The sequence below is a fragment of the Actinoplanes sp. NPDC051470 genome (assembly GCF_040682035.1).
Classification (GTDB): domain Bacteria; phylum Actinomycetota; class Actinomycetes; order Mycobacteriales; family Micromonosporaceae; genus Actinoplanes.
Map to the genome: position 1 here is coordinate 229,172 of NZ_JBFBAA010000003.1, position 17,156 is coordinate 246,327.

Sequence of the window (17,156 nt, forward strand, 5' to 3'; positions counted from 1 at the left end):
GTGAATCCATGTTCAGTGAATCAGAATTCAATGAATCCGTAGCCATCGTCGGGGCGGGGCCGACCGGGCTGACCCTGGCCATCGAGCTCCAGCGCCGCGGCGTACCCCATCGCATCTTTGAAGCGTCGCCCGGGCCGTTCGAGGGATCGCGGGGCAAGGGCCTGCAGCCGCGGACCCTGGAGGTGCTCGACGACCTGGGCGTGCTCGACCGCTTCCTGGCCCACGGCTCGGAATATCCGGCGATGCTGGCGCACCTGCCCGACGGCGAGCGGCGCGTGTGGCGGATGGGCGATTTGCACCCGCCGACGCCGGAGGTGCCGCGCCCGAACTCACTGATGGTTCCCCAGTGGCGCACCGGCCAACTCCTGCTGGAACGGCTCGTCGAGCTGGGCGGCCGGGTCGAGTTCGGCGCCGCGGTGACCGGCCTTCAAGACACCACGATCACGCTGGGTACGGGTGAGCAGGTGCACGCCGGCTACGTGGTCGGCTGTGACGGCGGGCGCAGCACCATCCGCAAGCTGCTCGGCGCCACGTTCGAGGGCGAGACGTACGAGTCGGAGCGGATGCTGATCGCCGACGTGCGCCTGACCGGCCTGGACCGCGACTACTGGCACGTCTGGCCGGTCGGCCAGGGCTTCCGCCTCAGCCTGTGCCCGCTGCCCGGCACCGACGACTACCAGCTCACCGCCCCCGGCGCCACGGTCGGCGAGATCGAGTCGCTGCTGCCGCCCGGCGTCACGCTCACCCACGTCGGCTGGACGTCGGAGTACCGCGCCAACATGCGGATGGTGTCCCGGTTCCGCTTCGGCAACGTGTTCCTGGCCGGCGACGCCGCCCACGTGCACTCGCCGGCCGGCGGGCAGGGCCTCAACACCGGCATCCAGGACGCCTACAACCTGGGCTGGAAGCTGGCCACCGGCTCGTCCGAGCTGCTCGACACCTACCAGGCCGAGCGCCTGCCGGTGGCCGTCGGCGTCCTCGGCGTCAGCACCGCCCTGCACCGCTCCCCCTCGACCGACCGGAACGACCCGAGGCTGCGGCAGCTGTCACTGTCCTACCGGGACGGTCCGCTGGCCGGCCCGACGCTGCCCGGCCCGGTGCAGTCCGGCGACCGCGCTCCCGACGCGCCGTGCGGCACGCTCCGCATCTTCGACGCGCTCCGCGGCCCGCACGCCACGCTGCTGGCCTTCGACGTTCCCGACGCGGCACTTCCCGCGGACACACCCGATCTCCACGTCCGCCGCGTCGTCCAGCCCGACGCGCCGGCCGGTCCGCGCGCCCTGGTCGACCTCTCCGGTCACGCCCATCGCGCCTACGGCGTTCAAGATCCGACCCTGTTCCACGTACGCCCGGACGGCTACGTCCGCAGCGTCGCCAGGCCCTGACCGCCCAGGGCGCCGATCACGCTCCGCACCAGCAGGTCGACCCGCGCCCCCTGGTCGTCGTCCACGCCCGCCAGGTCGGGCGCGCCGGCCGGCAACTGGTCGACCTCGCTCAGCAGGGCCAGATAGACCCGGCAGCACCAGGCCGGCCCGGCCGCGGTGATCAGGCCGGCGTCGTGCATCCGGGTGAACAGCAGTTGCAGCCCGGCCACGACCTCCGGGCTCAGCGACGGGCAGAGGGTCACCGGGTCGGCGGTCGCGTTCATCGCGAACCGGTGGGTGACCTTGAGCTCGAAGACCGTCTCGGTCAGCCGGTGCAACGCGACGATCGGCGGCGCCGTGTCGACCCGGGCCTGCTTGAGACCCTGCAGGTAGCGCTCGTTCAACTGCACCGTCAGGGCCTCGACCAGCGCTTTGCGCGAGGCGAAACGCCGGTGGACGGTGGCCCGGGCCAGGCCGGCCACGTCGGCGACCCGCTCCAGCGAGGCGTTCGGATCGTCGGCCAGCACCGTGGCCGCCGCCTCCAGGATGCGCGCCGTGCTGCGTTCCGCGTCTGCCCTCATCACACCTCCCTGCGTCACCGCACACTCTACTAGACCATTAACTGAGTCTCGTACGTCTCACTTATTGACATTACGCGTACGTACGTGATGCAGTTTCTGGCATGGATCTCAAACTTTCCGGCAAGCGCGTCCTCGTCACCGGGGGCAGCAAAGGCATCGGCCTGGCCGTCGTGCGGGCCTTCCTCGACGAGGGCGCCGAGGTCGTCGCCGCATCACGGACCAAAACCCCCGAACTCGACGCCACCGGCGCCACCTTCGTGGCCGCCGACCTCGCCGAGCCCGACGGCCCGCGCCGAGCCGTCGAGGCCGTCCTCGCCGCCGACCCCCGGCTCGACGTGCTGGTCAACAACGCCGGCGGCGGCACGATGCCGGACGGCGCCTTCGACGACCTGCTCGACGGCAGCGACGACGCCTGGACCGACGCGTTCGCGCTCAACCTCAACGCGGCCGTACGCACCACCCGCGCCGCCCTGCCGGCCCTGCTCCAGACGCGGGGCGCCGTCGTCACCATCGGCTCCACCGCGGCCCGCGACCCCCGCGGCGGGCCACTGCCCTATGTGGCGGCGAAGGCGGCGGTGACCGCGTTCTCCCGGGGCCTGGCCGAGAAGTACGCCGGCGCCGGAGTCCGGTTCAACGTCGTCACACCGGGCACCACCCGCACCGACGTCTTCGAGAGCAAGGACGGCTACGCCGCCCAGCTCGCCACCCACCTGGGCCTCGAACACGCCGCCCTGGTGGCCGCGCTGCCCACGCAGAACGGCATGCTCACCGGCGCGATGATCGAGCCCGACGAGATCGCCCGCGCGGTGCTCCTGCTGTCGTCGCCGACCATGCCCAGCGCGGTCGGGTCGAACTGGCTGGTGGACGGCGGGGCTCTCAAGACCGCCGCCTGAGTGACCCCGACTGTCCGCCACTCCGGCTGTCCCGCCACTCCGGCTGTCCCGCCACTCCGGCCCACTTGTGGGGCGCCCGGTCTGTGGGCCGCTGTCGGCTCCGGTTGTGGCCGGGGTTGGGCGCGCTAGCGCCCTGCTCCCTATCGCCCGGAACGCGACCACCTGTGGATAACTCCACAGATCGTCACAATCGCGCGCTACATTTCCTGCCCACCCACAGGGGTGGGGGTGGCGGCGGTGGCCGCGACAATTTCAAGATCGGCTGTTCCGCCACTCCGGCTCATTGTGGGGCGCCCGGCCCGTCGGCCGCTTTCGGCTCCGGTTGTGGCCGGGGTTGGGCGCGCTAGCGCCCTGCTCCCTATCGCCCGGAACGCGACCACCTGTGGATAACTCCACAGATCGTCACAATCGCGCGCTACATTTCCTGCCCACCCACAGGGGTGGGGGTGGCGGCGGTGGCCGCGACAATTTCAAGATCGAGTATTTCGCCACTCCGCCCTTTTGTTCGGTGCCCGCTTGGCGGGCGACTCTCGGCTCCGGGCGGGCCCGGCGCGCGGACGCCTCGCTGCTTCTTGTGGGCGGGGCGCCCGCGCTCGGGTGGCAAGGGACGACGGTTGCGCTCAACCGGCAGGGCGATTGTGCCCAGGCGGCGGGGCGCGGCTAGACGCCTGCGCTCAGGCGGCGGGGCGAGGCTTGACGCCTGTGTTCAGGCCGTGGGGCGAGGCTTGACTCCTGCGCTCAGGCGGCGGGGCGAGGCTTGACGGCTGTGTTCAGGCAGTGGGGCGAGGCTTGACGGCTGTGTTCAGGCGGTGGAGTAGAGCTCGAGGGTGGAGAGTTGGCCGGCGGGCCAGCCTGTGTTGGCGGTGAAGGTCAGGCGCACATATCGGGCCGACGTTGGTGTCCACGTCGCCGTCACCGTGTTGGCGGCGGCCGGGTCGAAGGTGCGGGCCGTGGTGGCGGCGAGGGTTGTGAAGGACGAGCCGTTGGTGCTGCCCGCGATCGTGAGGGTCTGCGTTCGGGCGCCCCACGCCGGTGGGAGCTTGAGGACCGCGCGGCCGACTGTTGACGTTGCGCCCAGGTCGACCTGGATCCACTGGGGGAACGCGTTGTTGGCGCTCTCCCAATAGCTGCCGCTGTCACCGTCGACGGCGTTTGCGGGTACGTAGCCCTGGGTGTGATCGCCGGCCGAGGTCGCGCGCCCGCGGGCCAGGTCGGTGACCGGGGGCGGCGGGGTGCCGGTGGTCGGCGGGGTGGGGCGGACGGCGGTCAGGGGGATCTGGCCCTTGAGCATCCGGCCGCCGTCCGAGGTGATCCGCAGGTAGTAGTCGGCGGAGCAGAAGGTGCCGTCCTCGTCGAGGGCCCGGATGCCGCTGCCGGCCGGCACCGAGGCGGCCGTCTCGGCGGTCTTGGCGATCTGGTTGCCCTCGTTGTACTCGTCGAACATCGACACGTAGAGGCCCTGGGCGCCGAGCCGGATCATGTTGTAGAGGCTGCGCCAGTAGAAGTCGCCGTGCCGGCGGGCGCCGCTGGACAGGTCGCCGGGCAGCACACAGGGCTGGTAGTCGATGCCGTGCGCGTTGCAGTCGGCCTGGTCGGCGGTGTTGACGTTGGTGTAGAACCAGTCGAGGCCGTCGAGTGTGCCGGTGCGGCCGACCATCCACGGCGAGATCATGTGGAAGGCGTGGTAGACGTCGAGGAAGCCGGGCCGGCTGTCGTTCTTGCCCTCGCGCCAATAGGTCGGCACGCCGCCGATCACGTAGAGGCCCAGCGCCTTGAGCCGGTTGACCACGTCGAGGCAGGCGGCGGGTGCGAACGGGCGGCCGTCGTCGTCGAAGCCGAAACCCCAGACGCAGACGACCGGTTTGCCGTTCTGCCGGGCGTACGCCGGGGACGAGGCGTGCGCCGACATCTTGGTGACCCAGTCGTTGACCAGCTCGGACTGCATGTTGGTCCAGCCGGTGACGTCGTACATGACGTAGAACTTGCGGCCGGTCGCCTCGGCCGCCGAGCGCACCTTCTGGGTCATCGCGTCGCGGGTCGGGCCTTCGTCGCCGACCGGGTTGAACCGTTGCAGGGCGGCGGTGTCGATGCCGTACGTCTGCATCCAGCGGAAGTGGGTGTCGACGGTCTGCTGGTCGTACGAGGAGAACAGCGTGGCCGGGCGGCCGTCACCGAGATTGGGGTACGCGGTCGGGTAGACGCGTGTGTAGTCGCGGTTGTCCGGCCAGGACACGATCGTGGTGTTGCTGGGGGACGGCGGCTGGAAACGGTCGCGGCTCCAGTGCCACCAGCCGCCGATCGGCGCGCCGTCGCCGGGGCACGAGAACCAGCCCTGGTAGCCGACGCTGATCTTGCCGACGACGTCGCCGGGCGGCGACCCGAGAACGTCGCCGGGCGGGGACCCAAGGACGTCGCCGGGCGGGGACGCGGCGGAGGCTGGTGTGAAGCCGGCGAGCAGGGGCGCGGCCGAGCCCAGGGCCGCAGCGGAGAGAACGGTACGTCGGGTGACGGCCATGGGGAACTCCAGCGATCCGAGAACGGGGATGGGGACAGATTGACAGTCATCTTTACAGTCGTCGTCACGCGCTCGCAATAGTTGGACCGTTCATTGCAATAGTTCGTGTCTTGCGCTGGAAATCCGACGCAGGGCGATCAGGCCGGCCGCCGCGCTCACCACGATCGCCACGACCAGGGCGACCGGCGCCCCCAGATGCACCGCGGCTGCGAACTTGGGCTGACCAGGGTCAATGTAGTCAACGGAACGTTGACGACTCGACCCTCATCCGAGCCGGATGGCGAGGAACGGCCTGGCGTCGCAGCAAGGCCGCCGAGAGGGCGGGACCGTGTGCCCGTCGTACCCCCATCTGACGTTGACTTTGATCTTTATCTAGTTGTCCGGGATGGAGGGTCGCCATAGCGTTACTGGCAGCGACGTACGGCCGGCGGGTTGGCACGGGGGCAGACCCGCCGGCCGTACCTGTCACGGGATTATCCGGAAGCAGATGATCCCGCGATAGGATCAGTTCATGGCCACTCACTCCCCCGAGCGCACCGAGCGTGACATCACCGGCCTGCTCAACATGGCCGGTCACGCCCTGTCCAACCGGCTCGCCGCCGCCCTGGCCGACATCGACCTGACCCCACGCATGCAGTGCGTGCTCGTCCACGCCATGGAGGGTGAGCGCACGCAGATCCAGTTGGCCGCCCTGGCCGACCTCGACAAGACGACGATGGTCACCACAGTTGACGAGCTGGAACGCCGGGGTCTCGCTGAGCGACGACCGTCGAGCACGGACCGTCGCGCCCGCATCATCGCTGTCACCGAGGGTGGCCGGGCCGCGGCCGAGCACGGGCAACGGATCGTCGACGCCGTGCACGCCGACGTGCTGTCCGGCCTGCCGCCGGCCGAGCGGGAGGCGTTCCTCGAGACCCTCGGCCGGCTCGCCGACAACCGGGAGACCGGCCCCGTGCGCCGGGCCCGAGGTAGGTGACTTACAGATAGTCTACTAACAGATTATCTGTTACGGTCGGAGCCATGACTGCTTCGACCGATCGCCGCGGCGCCGCCCTCGCGGTGCTCTGCGCCATGGCCCTGATGATCGTCCTGGACAGCACGATCGTGGCCGTCGCGATCCCCGACATCCAGCGTGACCTGGGCTTCTCCGAGGCCGGCGTGGCCTGGGTGGTGAACGGCTACCTGATCTCCTTCGCCGGCCTGCTGCTGCTCTCGGGCCGGCTCGGCGACCTGATCGGCGCGTGGCGCGTCTTCCTGGCCGGCCTGGTCGTGTTCACGCTGGCCAGCACGCTGTGCGGGTTCGCCCCGACGGCCGGCCTGCTGGTCGCCGGGCGCTTCCTCCAGGGCGCGGGCGGCGCCCTGGCCGGCGCCGTCGTCATCGGCATGATCGTGCGGCTCTACCCCACGCCCGGCGCGCAGGCCCGAGCGATGGGCATCTACAGCTTCGTGCAGGCGGGCGGGGCCGCGGCCGGCTTCGTGCTCGGCGGCATCCTCACCGAGGCGGCCGGCTGGACCTGGATCTTCCTGATCAACGTGCCGGTCGGCGTGCTGGTGGCGATCTTCGCGCTGCGTACGCTCCCCCGCGAGCCCGCGCCCGGCCTCGGCCGCGGCCTCGACGTCGCCGGCGCGGCGCTGATCACCGCGGGCCTCTCCGCCGGCGTGTACGCGATCGTGCAGACCACCTGGCCGCTCGGCCTGGTCGCGGTGCTGCTGATCGCCGCCTTCGTCCTCCGGCAGAGCCGCGCCACCGAGCCGCTGATCCCGCTGCGCCTGCTCGCCCGCCCCTGGTTGCTCCTGGTCAACGCCACCGTGGTCCTGGTCTTCGCGACCGGCATGGGCTTCCAGTTCCTCAACGCCCTGTACGTACAACGCGTGATGGGCTTCGACGCCCTCGGCACCGGGCTGGCCTTCCTGCCCACACCGATCGTGATCGGCCTGGTGTCACTGTTCGTCGCGCCGCGCGTCACGGCCCGCTTCGGCCCACGCCCGGTGCTCGCGGCCGGCCTGACCCTCCTGCTGGGCGGCCTGTTGCTTTTGGGTCAGACCCCGTCCGCGTACGCCACCGGCATGCTGCCCGCCCTCATCGTCATGGGCCTGGGCGTCGGAATCACCGTCCCGCCGATCATCATGCTCGCCATGGCCTTCACCGCCTCGTCGGACACCGGCCTGGTCTCCGGCCTGACCAACACCGCCCAGCAGGCCGGCGGCGCCCTGGGCCTGGCCGTCCTGGCGGCAACGGCGGCCGCGGTGTCCGGCCCGAACCCCACAGTGGACGCCCTGCGAACCGGCTACGGGGTGGCCTTCCACGTCGACGCGGCCTTCGTCCTGGGCGCGCTCCTCCTGACCCTGCTGGCCCTCCCGTCAGCGCACCCTGACGAAGTCTCGAATTATTTGCTGAACGCGTGAACCGGGGCGGTTTGGTGCCCGTGGTGGCGGTGAACCCGGGCCGCTCCGGACCGGGTGATCACCCTGTGGAGGGCATCATGCGGAAAGCGTCTTTCGTGACCGGTCTGGCGTCGGCGGCCCTGGTGACCGGTGTGGCGTTGGTGCCGGCGTCGGCGGCCAGCGCTGCGACCTACGGGCCGGTCGCCACCGCTGACATCAATCGCGCAGTGAGGAGAACTTCCCGTCTCCTCGCGGACTCTCACGCAGGTGGCGGATCCGGTGGCAGCGCGGCCATTTCGAAGCGCTTCCGCAGCCAGGGCAGAAGTTGCCGGTACGCGACCAGGGTCTGCGGCTTGTCCAAGTCGTGGCTGAGGATGACCGCGCCGGCCTTTGTCTCTCGCCGCACCCGTGCGGTCATGTGCCGGACCATCGCTCTGCCGGTGCCGTAGCGGTCACTGAGGTAGCACTGGTCGTCGACGCTCCAGCCCAGTGGAATCATGTTCAGACGGCTCGCAACGTGGATCAGCCCCGGGGTGAAGTTTCCGTACGGTGCCCGGAAATATCGGATCGGCACACCCGGCACGGCCCGGTGGATCTCGGCGCTCGTCCGTTCGAGATCCCGCGCCATCTGCGCGTCGCCGCGTTTGTACAGGTACTCCGCGTGGTCCCAGCTGTGGTTGCATAACGTGTGCCCCTCGGCGGCGATGCGAGCCGTCAGTCTCGGATAAAGCTTGACCCGCTCGCCGACCAGGCAGAACGTCGCGGACACGTGATGGGTCCTGAGCAGGTCCAGCAGTTGCGGTGTGACCCTCGGATCAGGGCCGTCGTCGAAGGTCAGCGCAACCATCGCCGAGCCCGTGGTGAGCCGGCTGCCGGCGAGACCCGCCGTGACAGGCTCGGGCCGCGGCTTCGGCGAGGTCACCGGCGGCGACGGGGGCGCTGACGACGCCGCGGACGGCGCCACCACTGTCGGCGACGGCACCGCCGAGGCCGGCGGGATTCCCCGAGCTGCGGGAGGAGTGCCAGCACCGCCGCACGAGGCCAGCGCCAGCAGTGTGGCAGCCCACGCGACCATGTGGACGTACGAGCGCAAGGCGCCTGTCGATATCTGCTCAGCCATCCGGCGCGTCACACTACCCGCTCCGCGCCGAGTTCGGGTCGCCGGACCGCCCGGCCGTGCCGTCGACGACGTCGAGGCGCCCCGAAAGCGGGGAACTCATTCCGTGATGGTCTCGGGGCGAGCGGCCCATGCAGTGCGATCCCGCGGCGTGCACATGGTGGAGACACCGCTGGACACCTGGGCGCGGTCCGGCCGGATGCCTCGTCGCAGTCCTTACCAGCGCACACACGTCCACGGACTGGTCTGCCCTCGGCGGTCCGTACTGGGTTCCGGTCCAGCGGGTGATGCGCAGCCTCGACCAGGCCGGAGGTTGCCGGGCGGCCGTCGCCGAGGCAGGGTCGAGGCATGGGGCTTGATCAGATGTCGGCGGTCGCGTTGCTGCGGCGGGTCGAGGCGGATCCGGGGTGGGATCGGCGGTTCGTGCGGGCGGCGCTGGCCCGGGTCCGGCAAGCGCTGCGGGCGGCCGCCCCGATGGCCGGTGCCCGGTGATCCGTGGAGTCCTGTTCGACGCCGGTGGTGTGCTGACCCGGCCGGTCGGTGGGCGCTGGAACCCGCGCCACGACTTCGAATCCGTCGTCATGAGGCATCGTCCCGATGTGGACGCGGGGCGCTTCCCCGAGGCGATCGCCGCGGGTCAGCGCTTCCTTGACGCCGGGGACCGGACGGCCGACCGCGCTGACTACCATCGCGTGCTCCTCGGCGTACTCGGCGTCTCGGCTTCGAAAGATCTGCTCACCGAACTCGAAGCACCGGCGAGCGGGCCGGTTCTCGAGCTCTACCCGGACGCCCGGCCCGCGTTGGAGCGACTGCACGCCGCCGGCATCCGCATGTCGGTGGTCTCGGACAACTGGGCGGCCGGGTTCGACGAGACGTTCCGCGAGCTGGGGATCGCGCGGTTCTTCGCCGGCTACGTCATCTCGGAGCTGATGGGGTGCACCAAACCCGACCCCCGGATGTACGCCGCCGGCCGCGACCTGATCGGCCTCGAAGCGCACGAGTGCCTGTTCATCGACGACGACCCGGCGCTGGTGGCGGCCGCGGTCGACCTCGGCCACGACGGCGTGGCCCTGATCCGCGCGGGTGAGCGGCCCACCGCGGTCGAGAGCATCACGACGTTGGACGCTCTTCCGGCTCGGTGCACCCGGTGACGTCGAACGACCTTTCCTTCGCCGTGATCCCGGTGCACGTCTCGACGGTGACCCGCCGGGGGCCGAATTTGTCCTGGCGCGTGTCGGTGACCACTTCGACGCGGCCGTCCGGACCGCTGCTGTAGGTGGTGATGATCGGGTCGCCCTCGTCGGTGTTCGAGGAGATCTGGAGCCGGGCCGGCCGCCCCTCCGCCACGGATTCGGTCAGGCACCGGGCCGCCGTGGCCGGAAGCGGATCGGTCAGCTTCAGGTCGAAGGTGCCGCAGCTGACGACGAGCGAGGTCACCGGAACGGGTTGCTCGGTGCGGGGCATGTCATCGGGCGCGCAGGCGGCGAGCGCCAGCGGTACGGCCAGGATCAGGACTCGTCGCATGGGAGGTGGGACGCCGCCGCGCGGTTCACCGTTCCCGGCCGGATCCGGCACCATGTGACCATGGTCGACGCCGCTGCCCTGCTGGCCGCCTACGACGCGCAGATGCGCATGCCGGCCGGCGCCGTCCCGGCCGGCCTGACCTACGAGCACGACGGCCCGGTGCTCCGGATCGTCGGCGGGCACATGGGCCGGATCCGGGCGCCCCGCGACGTCGGCGTCACCGGCGCCGCGCTCGACCGTCTGATCGTCCGCCAACGTGACTTCTTCCAGGTCCGTGGCCAGGCCGTCGGGTGGAAGCTCCGGACCCACGACCGGCCCACGGATCTGGCTGAGCGCCTGGTCGCGGCCGGTTTCGTCCCGGAGCAGCCGTGGACCGTGCTGGTCGGCCTCGCCGCCGAGGTGGCCGCCGAACCGGTCCTGCCCGGCGGCGTCGTGCTGCGACAGGTCAGCGAGGCCGAGGACCTACGCCGCATCGCCCTTCACCAGACCGAGGTGTGGGGGTTCGACTGCTCCTGGGTGGCGTCCGACCTGGTGGGCCGGGTGTCGGCCGATCCCGGCCAGATCTCCATCCTGATCGCCGAGGCGGCGGCCGGATCGTCAGTTCCGCCTGGTCGGTCTACTGGCCGGGCACCGAATTCGTCGCGCTGCTCGGCGGCACGACGCTGCCGGAATGGCGGGGACGCGGTCTCTATCGCGCCCTGCTCGCGGCCCGGGCCCGGGAGGCCGTCGCCCGCGGCTTCCGGCTGCTGCACGTCGACGCGTCGCCGGACAGCGCGCCCATCCTGCGCCGGTGCGGTTTCCACGAGATCGCCACCTCGAGGCACTACCGGTGGACGCCACAGGATCTGCACAACTGAGGCACACCGGCTCCATGAGCCGGGCCTACCTTCGGGGCGTGCGTGTGACGATGATTCTGCCCGCCCTGACCGAGGCGACCAGCCCGCTGTTCCGGCCGATCAAGTACTCGCTCTTCCCGCCGCTCGGCCTGGCCACCCTGGCTGCCTATCTGGACGATGCCGACGAGGTGACGATCCTCGACGAGCACGTCGAGCGGATCGACCAGGTCATCGCCGACGACCGGCCCGACCTGGTGGTGATCCAGGCGTACATCACGTCGGCCCGGCGGTCGTACGAGATCGCCGACCGCTACCGCGCCCATGGCGTGTTCGTCGCCATGGGCGGCCTGCACGTGACCTCGCTGCCGGACGAGGCGGCCGAGCACGCCGACGCGATCTTCCTGGGTCCCGGCGAGGACACCTGGCCACGTTTCCTGCGCGAGTTCCGGCGCGGGCAAAGCGATTCACGGTACGCGTCGTCCGAGCGTACCCTCGCGAATCTCCCACCTATCCGGCGCGATCTCATCAAGCGCAACCGCTATCTGGTGCCGAACTCGATCGTCGTCTCGCGTGGCTGCCCGCACCATTGCGACTTCTGCTACAAGGACGCGTTCTTCGAAGGCGGGAAGTCGTTCTACACCCAGCAGGTCGACGACGCGCTGGCCGAGATCGAGCGGCTGCCGGGAAAGCATCTCTACTTTCTCGACGACCATCTGCTCGGCAACCGGAAGTTCGCCGAGGCGCTGTTCGACGGGATGAAGGGCATGGGCCGGGTGTGGCAGGCGGCCGGCACGGTCGACTCGATCCTGCGCCCGGGGCTGCTGGAGAAAGCGGTGGAAGCGGGGCTGCGCAGCATGTTCGTCGGATTCGAGACGATCAATGCGGCCAATCTGGCGGAACAGCGCAAGCGGCAGAACGTGGGGCACAGTTACGAAGCGGTCGCGCGGCGGCTGCACGACGCGGGCGTGATGGTCAACGCCAGCTTCGTGTTCGGGATGGACGGTGACGGGCCGGACGTCTTCGACCGCACGGTCGAATGGGCGGTCGGGGCCGGGCTGGAGACGGCGACGTTCCACATCATGACGCCGTATCCGGGGACGGCGTTGTTCCGGCGGATGGAGGCGGCCGGGCGGATCGTGCACCGCGACTGGCACCGCTACGACACGCGGCATGTCGTCTACCGGCCGCAGGGGATGACGCCGGACCAGCTCGAGGCCGGCTACTGGCGGGCGTACCGCGACTTCTACCGGTGGAAGAACATCTGGCGTGGCGCCGCCCAGAAGGACGCCTTCGGTGACCGGGCAAGGCACCTTTCGTACGCGGGAGCCTGGAAGAAGTTCGAACCGGTGTGGGACTTCCTGATTCGTACGCGAAATGTCCTGCACGCCCTGCCCTTGCTCGAGAGATCGCTGAGCAGTTTCGGCAAGCGTCCACTTTGACAAGTGCCTACATATCGAGACTTGTCGACGTATCGTACGGTCGTCGGGGTCGCCGGTGCCCGCCGGCGACTCACCGTTCGGAAGGGCATCTGAATGAGAGCCACACACCGATTCCTCGCCGGAGGAATCGCCGGCCTGCTCATCACCGGGCTGGCCGCCGTACCGGCATCCGCGGCGGCCGCACCAGCCGCCGACCGCACCAGCGCCGCCGAGGCCCGCCGCGTCGACCGGGTGCCGACGCCGCAGCTCGACTGGTACTCGTGCTACGAATGGGCCGAGTGCGAGACGGTCGACCTGCCGCTCGACTACGACCGGCCGAACGGCCCGACCACCGAGGTCGCCGTGCTGCGGGTGAAGGCCCGCGACCAGGAGCACAAGATCGGCAGCCTGTTCCTGAACCCGGGCGGCCCCGGCGGCTCCGGCACCTCGATCGCGCTGTCGTCGCCGTTCTTCCTCGGCTCGGAGCTGCTCGACAAGTTCGACATCGTCGGCTTCGACCCGCGCGGCATCGCCAGCAGCGACAACGTGAAGTGCTTCAAGAACACCCAGGAGCAGACCGAGAAGCTGCGCGGGATGAACGTGCTCTTCCCGTACACGCCCGAGGAGGAGGCCGCGTACATCGCCTCCGCCAAGGAGCTCGGCAAGGCCTGCTCGACCACGGGCAAGAAGCTGGCCGGGGCGACGTCCACGGCCGAGGTGGCCCGCGACATGGACGTGCTGCGCCGCGCCGTCGGTGACGAGAAGCTCAGCTACCTGGGCTTCAGCTACGGCACCGCGCTGGGCCAGTACTACGCGAACATGTTCCCGGACCGGTTCCGGGCAATCACCGTCGACGGCGTCATCGACCCGACGAAGTGGACCGGCGACCAGCAGACCAAGGACCAGACCCTGGACGACCGGCTGCGCAGCGCGGACGGCGCGTACAAGGCGCTGACCGAGATCTTCCAGCGCTGCGACGCCGGGGGCGAGGAGCAGTGCGCCGAGGCCGGCCGGTTCGCCGCCGACTTCGAGCTGGTCGCCGACCGGCTGCGCGCCGAGCCGCTGGAGCTCGAGGACGCGGCCGGCAAGTACTATTTCCGCTACTCCGACCTGGTCAACACCGCGCTGAGCATGCTGTACGGCCCGTACGGCTACGAGGATCTGGTCTTCATGACCCAGGACCTGCTGGGGCTGACCGACCCCGACGCCTCCGACCAGACCGCGGCCGCCGCCCGCAAGCGGCTCACCTCGCGTCTCGACGGCCGGGGACGCGACTTCCCCTACTACAACGGCGCCGAGGCCAGCTCGGCCGTCATCTGCACCGACGGCGTGCACCCGCAGGACGCCGCGCTGTGGCCGGCGCTGACCGCCGCGGCCGACGAGCGGGCGCCGTACTTCGGCCGCGCCTGGGGCTGGGGCGACGCGACCTGCGCGGGCAACACCTGGACCGTCCAGGACGAGGACGCCTACCGGGGCCCGTTCACCAAGCGGACCGCGGCGCCGGTGCTGGTGGTCGGCAACTACTGGGACCCGGCGACCAACTACAACGACGCGGTCGCCTCGGCCGCCCTGCTGCCCAACAGCCGGCTGCTGTCCAGCGACAGCTGGGGCCACACCGCGTACGGCACCTCGGCCTGCGCCACCGGCGCCGTCGACCAGTACCTGCTGACCGGCGCCCTGCCGGCCGAGGGAACCCTCTGCGTCGGCGACGTCCAGCCGTTCCAGGCCGCCACCGCGAAGGCCCGCGGCACGGCACGGACCGAGCGTGTTCCGGCCGACCTCGCGTCGGTGGCCAAGCTGACCCCGCCGGCCGCCGGTGAGGCCAAGCTCCTGCCGCCGGTCGTCCGCCTGCGATAACCGTTCGCTCGCAGGGGTGGGTGACCGAATCTGGCGCTTACCCCTGCGAGCCTCGGGCCGGACGGCATCCAGGTCCCACCACGTCGACCATCGCACCTCGCCGCGGGCCTGCTCACCGGCCGCTTCCGCCTCGGCGGCGAACCGATCCCGGCCACCACGCTGCGCTGGCTGCCCCGCCACATGACCGACGAGGCCGAACACGCCGCGATGGAACAACTCGTCCCGACCGCCCTTGACCGGCTCTCACTCAGCCCCAGCCTGCGCCGCCGTTAGTCCTTGCAGTACTTGCCGTTGTTCGTCGACCAGTAGGTGACCTGCGGCGGCACCTTACCGACCGGCTTGGTATAGGTGACCTTCAGACAGGCGCCCCGCGCTCCGTGCCGCTCGGCCGCGTCCTCGACCTCCTGCGCGATCCACGCACCCTGCACCGTCGCCGCCACCCCGCACGCCACCCCGATCGGCGTCAACGGCGGCGGCGCCAACGGCGCACACACGATGAGCCCGACCCCGGCATACCCACCCCCAGCCAGCGTCAGCTTCTCGTTCACCGCCTTGGTCGCCGACCGCGACAGATACGCGCTACACGTGACGACCCCACAGTTCGTCGTGACCGGCCCGTACGTCGCCGCGCTGGCCGCCGACGCCGGCACCAACGCCACACCGGTCACCAGAGCCGCCGACGCCAGACCGGTCACGAAAGACGCTTTCCGCATGATGCCCTCCACAGGGTGATCACCCGGTCCGGAGCGGCCCGGGTTCACCGCCACCACGGGCCCCGCACGACCCTGGTTCACGCGTCGCGCCGAAATTCCCGGCCGAGGCCAACAGGGTGTCGAGCAATGCGCCGAGGAAGGGGATACGGGACTGCCCCGTCGTCACCGGGCTCCCCGCAGCGCGCCAGAACCGGAGCAGGTTGTGGTCAAGAGCCGATCGACTCGGGACCCTTGGGGCTGCCAGTCACGCGACCGCTGAGTGCGCAGGCTTGGAGAGCGTGTTTGGTTACACCCTCACGACTTCGAATCGCGTAACGCCCGCAAGCTTGAGTAGAGCAGAGGCGAGCGTCAGGTGAGGGCGCGGCGGACGGCCACGGCGAGCTGGGCCAGGCCGATGAGCTGAAGAGCCAGCCAGACGGCGACCGCGACCGTCGCGACCGGCAACGGGAGGATCAGCGCCGACAAGCCGGCGAAGAGCAGGCCCGGGATCGAGACCGCGATGCGGGTAGGCCGCTCCCCCACGGTCACCGCGCCGATGTCCGACATGCCGGCGGCGGCGCCTCTGGCCCGTACGTATTCGTGGAGCCAGCTCAGACCGCCCGCCGTGACCACCAGCCAGGCCGGCGCACCGGTCAGCCAGAAGGCGACCAGCCAGGCGGCCTCGCCGACGCGATCGGAGGCCGAGTCGACGACGTAGCCCAAGCGGGACGCCCGGCCGGTGACCACCGCGACCGCGCCGTCGAAGGAGTCGGCAAAGGCGGCCGCGGCGACCAGGACACCGGCGAGAACGAACCCGAGCGGGCCGAGCAACGTTGCCAACGGCACCAGCAGGCACAAGACCAGCCCGGCCAGGGTGACCGCCATGGGCCCCAGGCCAAGGCGGGCCAGCAAGACCCCGGCCCGCCAGGCGATGCGAACCCAGCCCCGGACCAGCGGCGACGCTTGCCGCGGGTCGAACCCGCCATGCAGGTCAGCCCACGCCGAAGCGTATGAATCCCAGGTCACGAAGACAGAGCGGGCGTCGGGGCCAGCTGCTGCCAGACCTCGCGCGTCGCGGTGGAGCGGTTGAGCGTGATGAAGTGGATGCCGGGGACGCCCTCGTCGAGGAGCCGCTGGCACATTTCGCTGCACAGGTCGACGCCGAGCGCGCGGACCGCGGCCTCGTCGCCGGCGACCTGCTCGAAGCGGGCGAGGAGGTGGGGCGGGAAGGGGGCGCCGGAGAGCTGGGTCGACCGCTCGATCGTGGCCATTCTGGTCACCGGCATCACGCCGGGGACGATGGGGGTGTCGCAGCCGGCCGCCGCCACGCGGTCGCGGAGGCGCAGGTATTCGTCGGCGTCGAAGAACATCTGGGTGATGGCGAAGTCGGCGCCGGCCCGGCACTTCTCGATGAAGTGGCGGGTGTCCGACTCGACATCCGACGACCTGGGGTGTTTGTACGGGAAGGCCGCCACGCCGACGCTGAAGTCGCCGACCTCGCGGAGCAGGCGGACCAGTTCCGACGCGTACGAGATGCCGTGGGGATGTTTGACCCAGGAGGCCTGCGGGTCGCCGGGCGGGTCGCCTCGGACCGCGAGGACGTTGCGGATGCCCGCGCCGGCCAGGCGGCCGATCACGTTGCGCAGTTCGGCGACCGAGTGGTTGACCGCGGTCAGGTGGGCCATCGGCAGCAGCGTGGTCTCGGTGGCGACCCGCTCGGTGACCGCGACCGTGGTGTCGCGGGTGGTGCCGCCGGCGCCGTAGGTGATCGACACGAACGAGGGACGCAGCGACTCGAGCTCGCGGATCGCCTGCCACAGCAGCTGTTCGCCGGCCGGGGTCTTGGGCGGGAAGAACTCGAACGAGAAGGTCGGCGTGGCGCCCTTGATCAACTCACCGATGCTGGGCGAGGCGGGGAGCTTGGACGGCAGACCGAGGGACACGGTAGGACTCTACCGGGTGCAGCGGCTAGGT

16 protein-coding genes are annotated in these 17,156 nt (G+C 70.6%); 9 read left to right on the top strand and 7 right to left on the bottom strand.

The annotated features are described in order from the left end of the window. Positions 1-8 precede the first annotated feature (8 nt). Positions 9-1,385 (top strand): FAD-dependent monooxygenase, encoded by a 1,377-nt coding sequence (locus AB0M54_RS08145; RefSeq protein WP_364469851.1) that lies wholly within the window; start codon positions 9-11, stop codon positions 1,383-1,385. On the opposite strand, the gene AB0M54_RS08150 is transcribed toward AB0M54_RS08145, so the two are convergent. After that, positions 1,358-1,945 carry a TetR/AcrR family transcriptional regulator gene (locus tag AB0M54_RS08150; protein WP_364332386.1) on the bottom strand — a complete coding sequence of 196 codons (588 nt, stop codon included), beginning with the start codon at positions 1,943-1,945 and terminating at the stop codon, positions 1,358-1,360. The two genes, AB0M54_RS08145 and AB0M54_RS08150, sit on opposite strands and share 28 nt — an antisense overlap. Positions 1,946-2,046: 101 nt before the next feature. Here AB0M54_RS08150 and AB0M54_RS08155 point away from each other — a divergent pair, with 101 nt between their 5' ends. Further along, entirely contained in the window at positions 2,047-2,838 is a 792-nt protein-coding gene (locus AB0M54_RS08155; RefSeq protein ID WP_364332388.1) for an SDR family NAD(P)-dependent oxidoreductase, read from the top strand. Positions 2,839-3,640: 802 nt separating this feature from the next. Here AB0M54_RS08155 and AB0M54_RS08160 read toward each other — a convergent pair. Then, on the bottom strand, positions 3,641-5,353 hold the full coding sequence (locus AB0M54_RS08160) for a discoidin domain-containing protein (RefSeq protein WP_364469853.1): 1,713 nt from the start codon (positions 5,351-5,353) through the stop codon (positions 3,641-3,643). 511 nt (positions 5,354-5,864) lie between these two features. Here AB0M54_RS08160 and AB0M54_RS08165 point away from each other — a divergent pair. After that, the gene (locus tag AB0M54_RS08165; protein ID WP_364469855.1) at positions 5,865-6,329 is read left to right on the top strand and encodes a MarR family winged helix-turn-helix transcriptional regulator; all 465 of its coding nucleotides are present in this window, start codon (positions 5,865-5,867) and stop codon (positions 6,327-6,329) included. 44 nt (positions 6,330-6,373) lie between these two features. Further along, positions 6,374-7,759 (top strand): MFS transporter, encoded by a 1,386-nt coding sequence (locus tag AB0M54_RS08170; RefSeq protein WP_364469857.1) that lies wholly within the window; start codon positions 6,374-6,376, stop codon positions 7,757-7,759. Positions 7,760-7,997: 238 nt separating this feature from the next. Here AB0M54_RS08170 and AB0M54_RS08175 read toward each other — a convergent pair whose 3' ends face one another. Then, positions 7,998-8,870 carry a polysaccharide deacetylase family protein gene (locus tag AB0M54_RS08175; protein ID WP_364469859.1) on the bottom strand — a complete coding sequence of 291 codons (873 nt, stop codon included), beginning with the start codon at positions 8,868-8,870 and terminating at the stop codon, positions 7,998-8,000. Positions 8,871-9,203: 333 nt separating this feature from the next. Here AB0M54_RS08175 and AB0M54_RS08180 point away from each other — a divergent pair, with 333 nt between their 5' ends. Together AB0M54_RS08180 and AB0M54_RS08185 are read left to right on the top strand one after the other, a co-directional pair. Then, on the top strand, positions 9,204-9,347 hold the full coding sequence (locus tag AB0M54_RS08180) for a hypothetical protein (RefSeq protein ID WP_364332403.1): 144 nt from the start codon (positions 9,204-9,206) through the stop codon (positions 9,345-9,347). Beyond that, positions 9,344-10,006, top strand: coding sequence for an HAD-IA family hydrolase (locus tag AB0M54_RS08185; protein ID WP_364332405.1), 663 nt, complete (start codon positions 9,344-9,346; stop codon positions 10,004-10,006). The genes AB0M54_RS08180 and AB0M54_RS08185 overlap by 4 nt, the downstream gene beginning before the upstream one ends. Here the strand turns inward: AB0M54_RS08185 and AB0M54_RS08190 are convergent. Continuing rightward, positions 9,966-10,634: a DUF4362 domain-containing protein gene (locus AB0M54_RS08190; protein WP_364469861.1), complete on the bottom strand. Its 669-nt coding sequence runs from the start codon at positions 10,632-10,634 to the stop codon at positions 9,966-9,968. The genes AB0M54_RS08185 and AB0M54_RS08190 overlap by 41 nt on opposite strands. Before the next feature lie 239 nt (positions 10,635-10,873). Between AB0M54_RS08190 and AB0M54_RS08195 the strand changes: the two genes are divergently transcribed. From AB0M54_RS08195 to AB0M54_RS08205, 3 genes are all read left to right on the top strand, one after another. Further along, positions 10,874-11,236, top strand: a complete 363-nt coding sequence (locus AB0M54_RS08195) for a hypothetical protein (RefSeq protein WP_364469863.1) — start codon at positions 10,874-10,876, stop codon at positions 11,234-11,236. 38 nt (positions 11,237-11,274) lie between these two features. Then, a complete protein-coding gene (locus AB0M54_RS08200; protein ID WP_364469865.1) occupies positions 11,275-12,654 on the top strand; it encodes a radical SAM protein in 1,380 nt (459 codons plus the stop codon). Between the two features lie 93 nt (positions 12,655-12,747). Then, positions 12,748-14,490 (top strand): alpha/beta hydrolase, encoded by a 1,743-nt coding sequence (locus tag AB0M54_RS08205; RefSeq protein WP_364332414.1) that lies wholly within the window; start codon positions 12,748-12,750, stop codon positions 14,488-14,490. A 269-nt stretch (positions 14,491-14,759) separates the two neighbouring features. Here AB0M54_RS08205 and AB0M54_RS08210 read toward each other — a convergent pair whose 3' ends face one another. The 3 genes from AB0M54_RS08210 to metF form a co-directional block, all read right to left on the bottom strand. Beyond that, on the bottom strand, positions 14,760-15,203 hold the full coding sequence (locus tag AB0M54_RS08210) for a hypothetical protein (protein ID WP_364469867.1): 444 nt from the start codon (positions 15,201-15,203) through the stop codon (positions 14,760-14,762). 348 nt (positions 15,204-15,551) lie between these two features. After that, on the bottom strand, positions 15,552-16,208 hold the full coding sequence (locus tag AB0M54_RS08215) for a CDP-alcohol phosphatidyltransferase family protein (protein WP_364469869.1): 657 nt from the start codon (positions 16,206-16,208) through the stop codon (positions 15,552-15,554). Next, positions 16,205-17,125 (bottom strand): methylenetetrahydrofolate reductase [NAD(P)H], encoded by a 921-nt coding sequence (gene metF / locus AB0M54_RS08220; protein ID WP_364332423.1) that lies wholly within the window; start codon positions 17,123-17,125, stop codon positions 16,205-16,207. Before metF ends, AB0M54_RS08215 begins: the two co-directional genes overlap by 4 nt. Between the last annotated feature and the right edge of the window lie 31 nt (positions 17,126-17,156).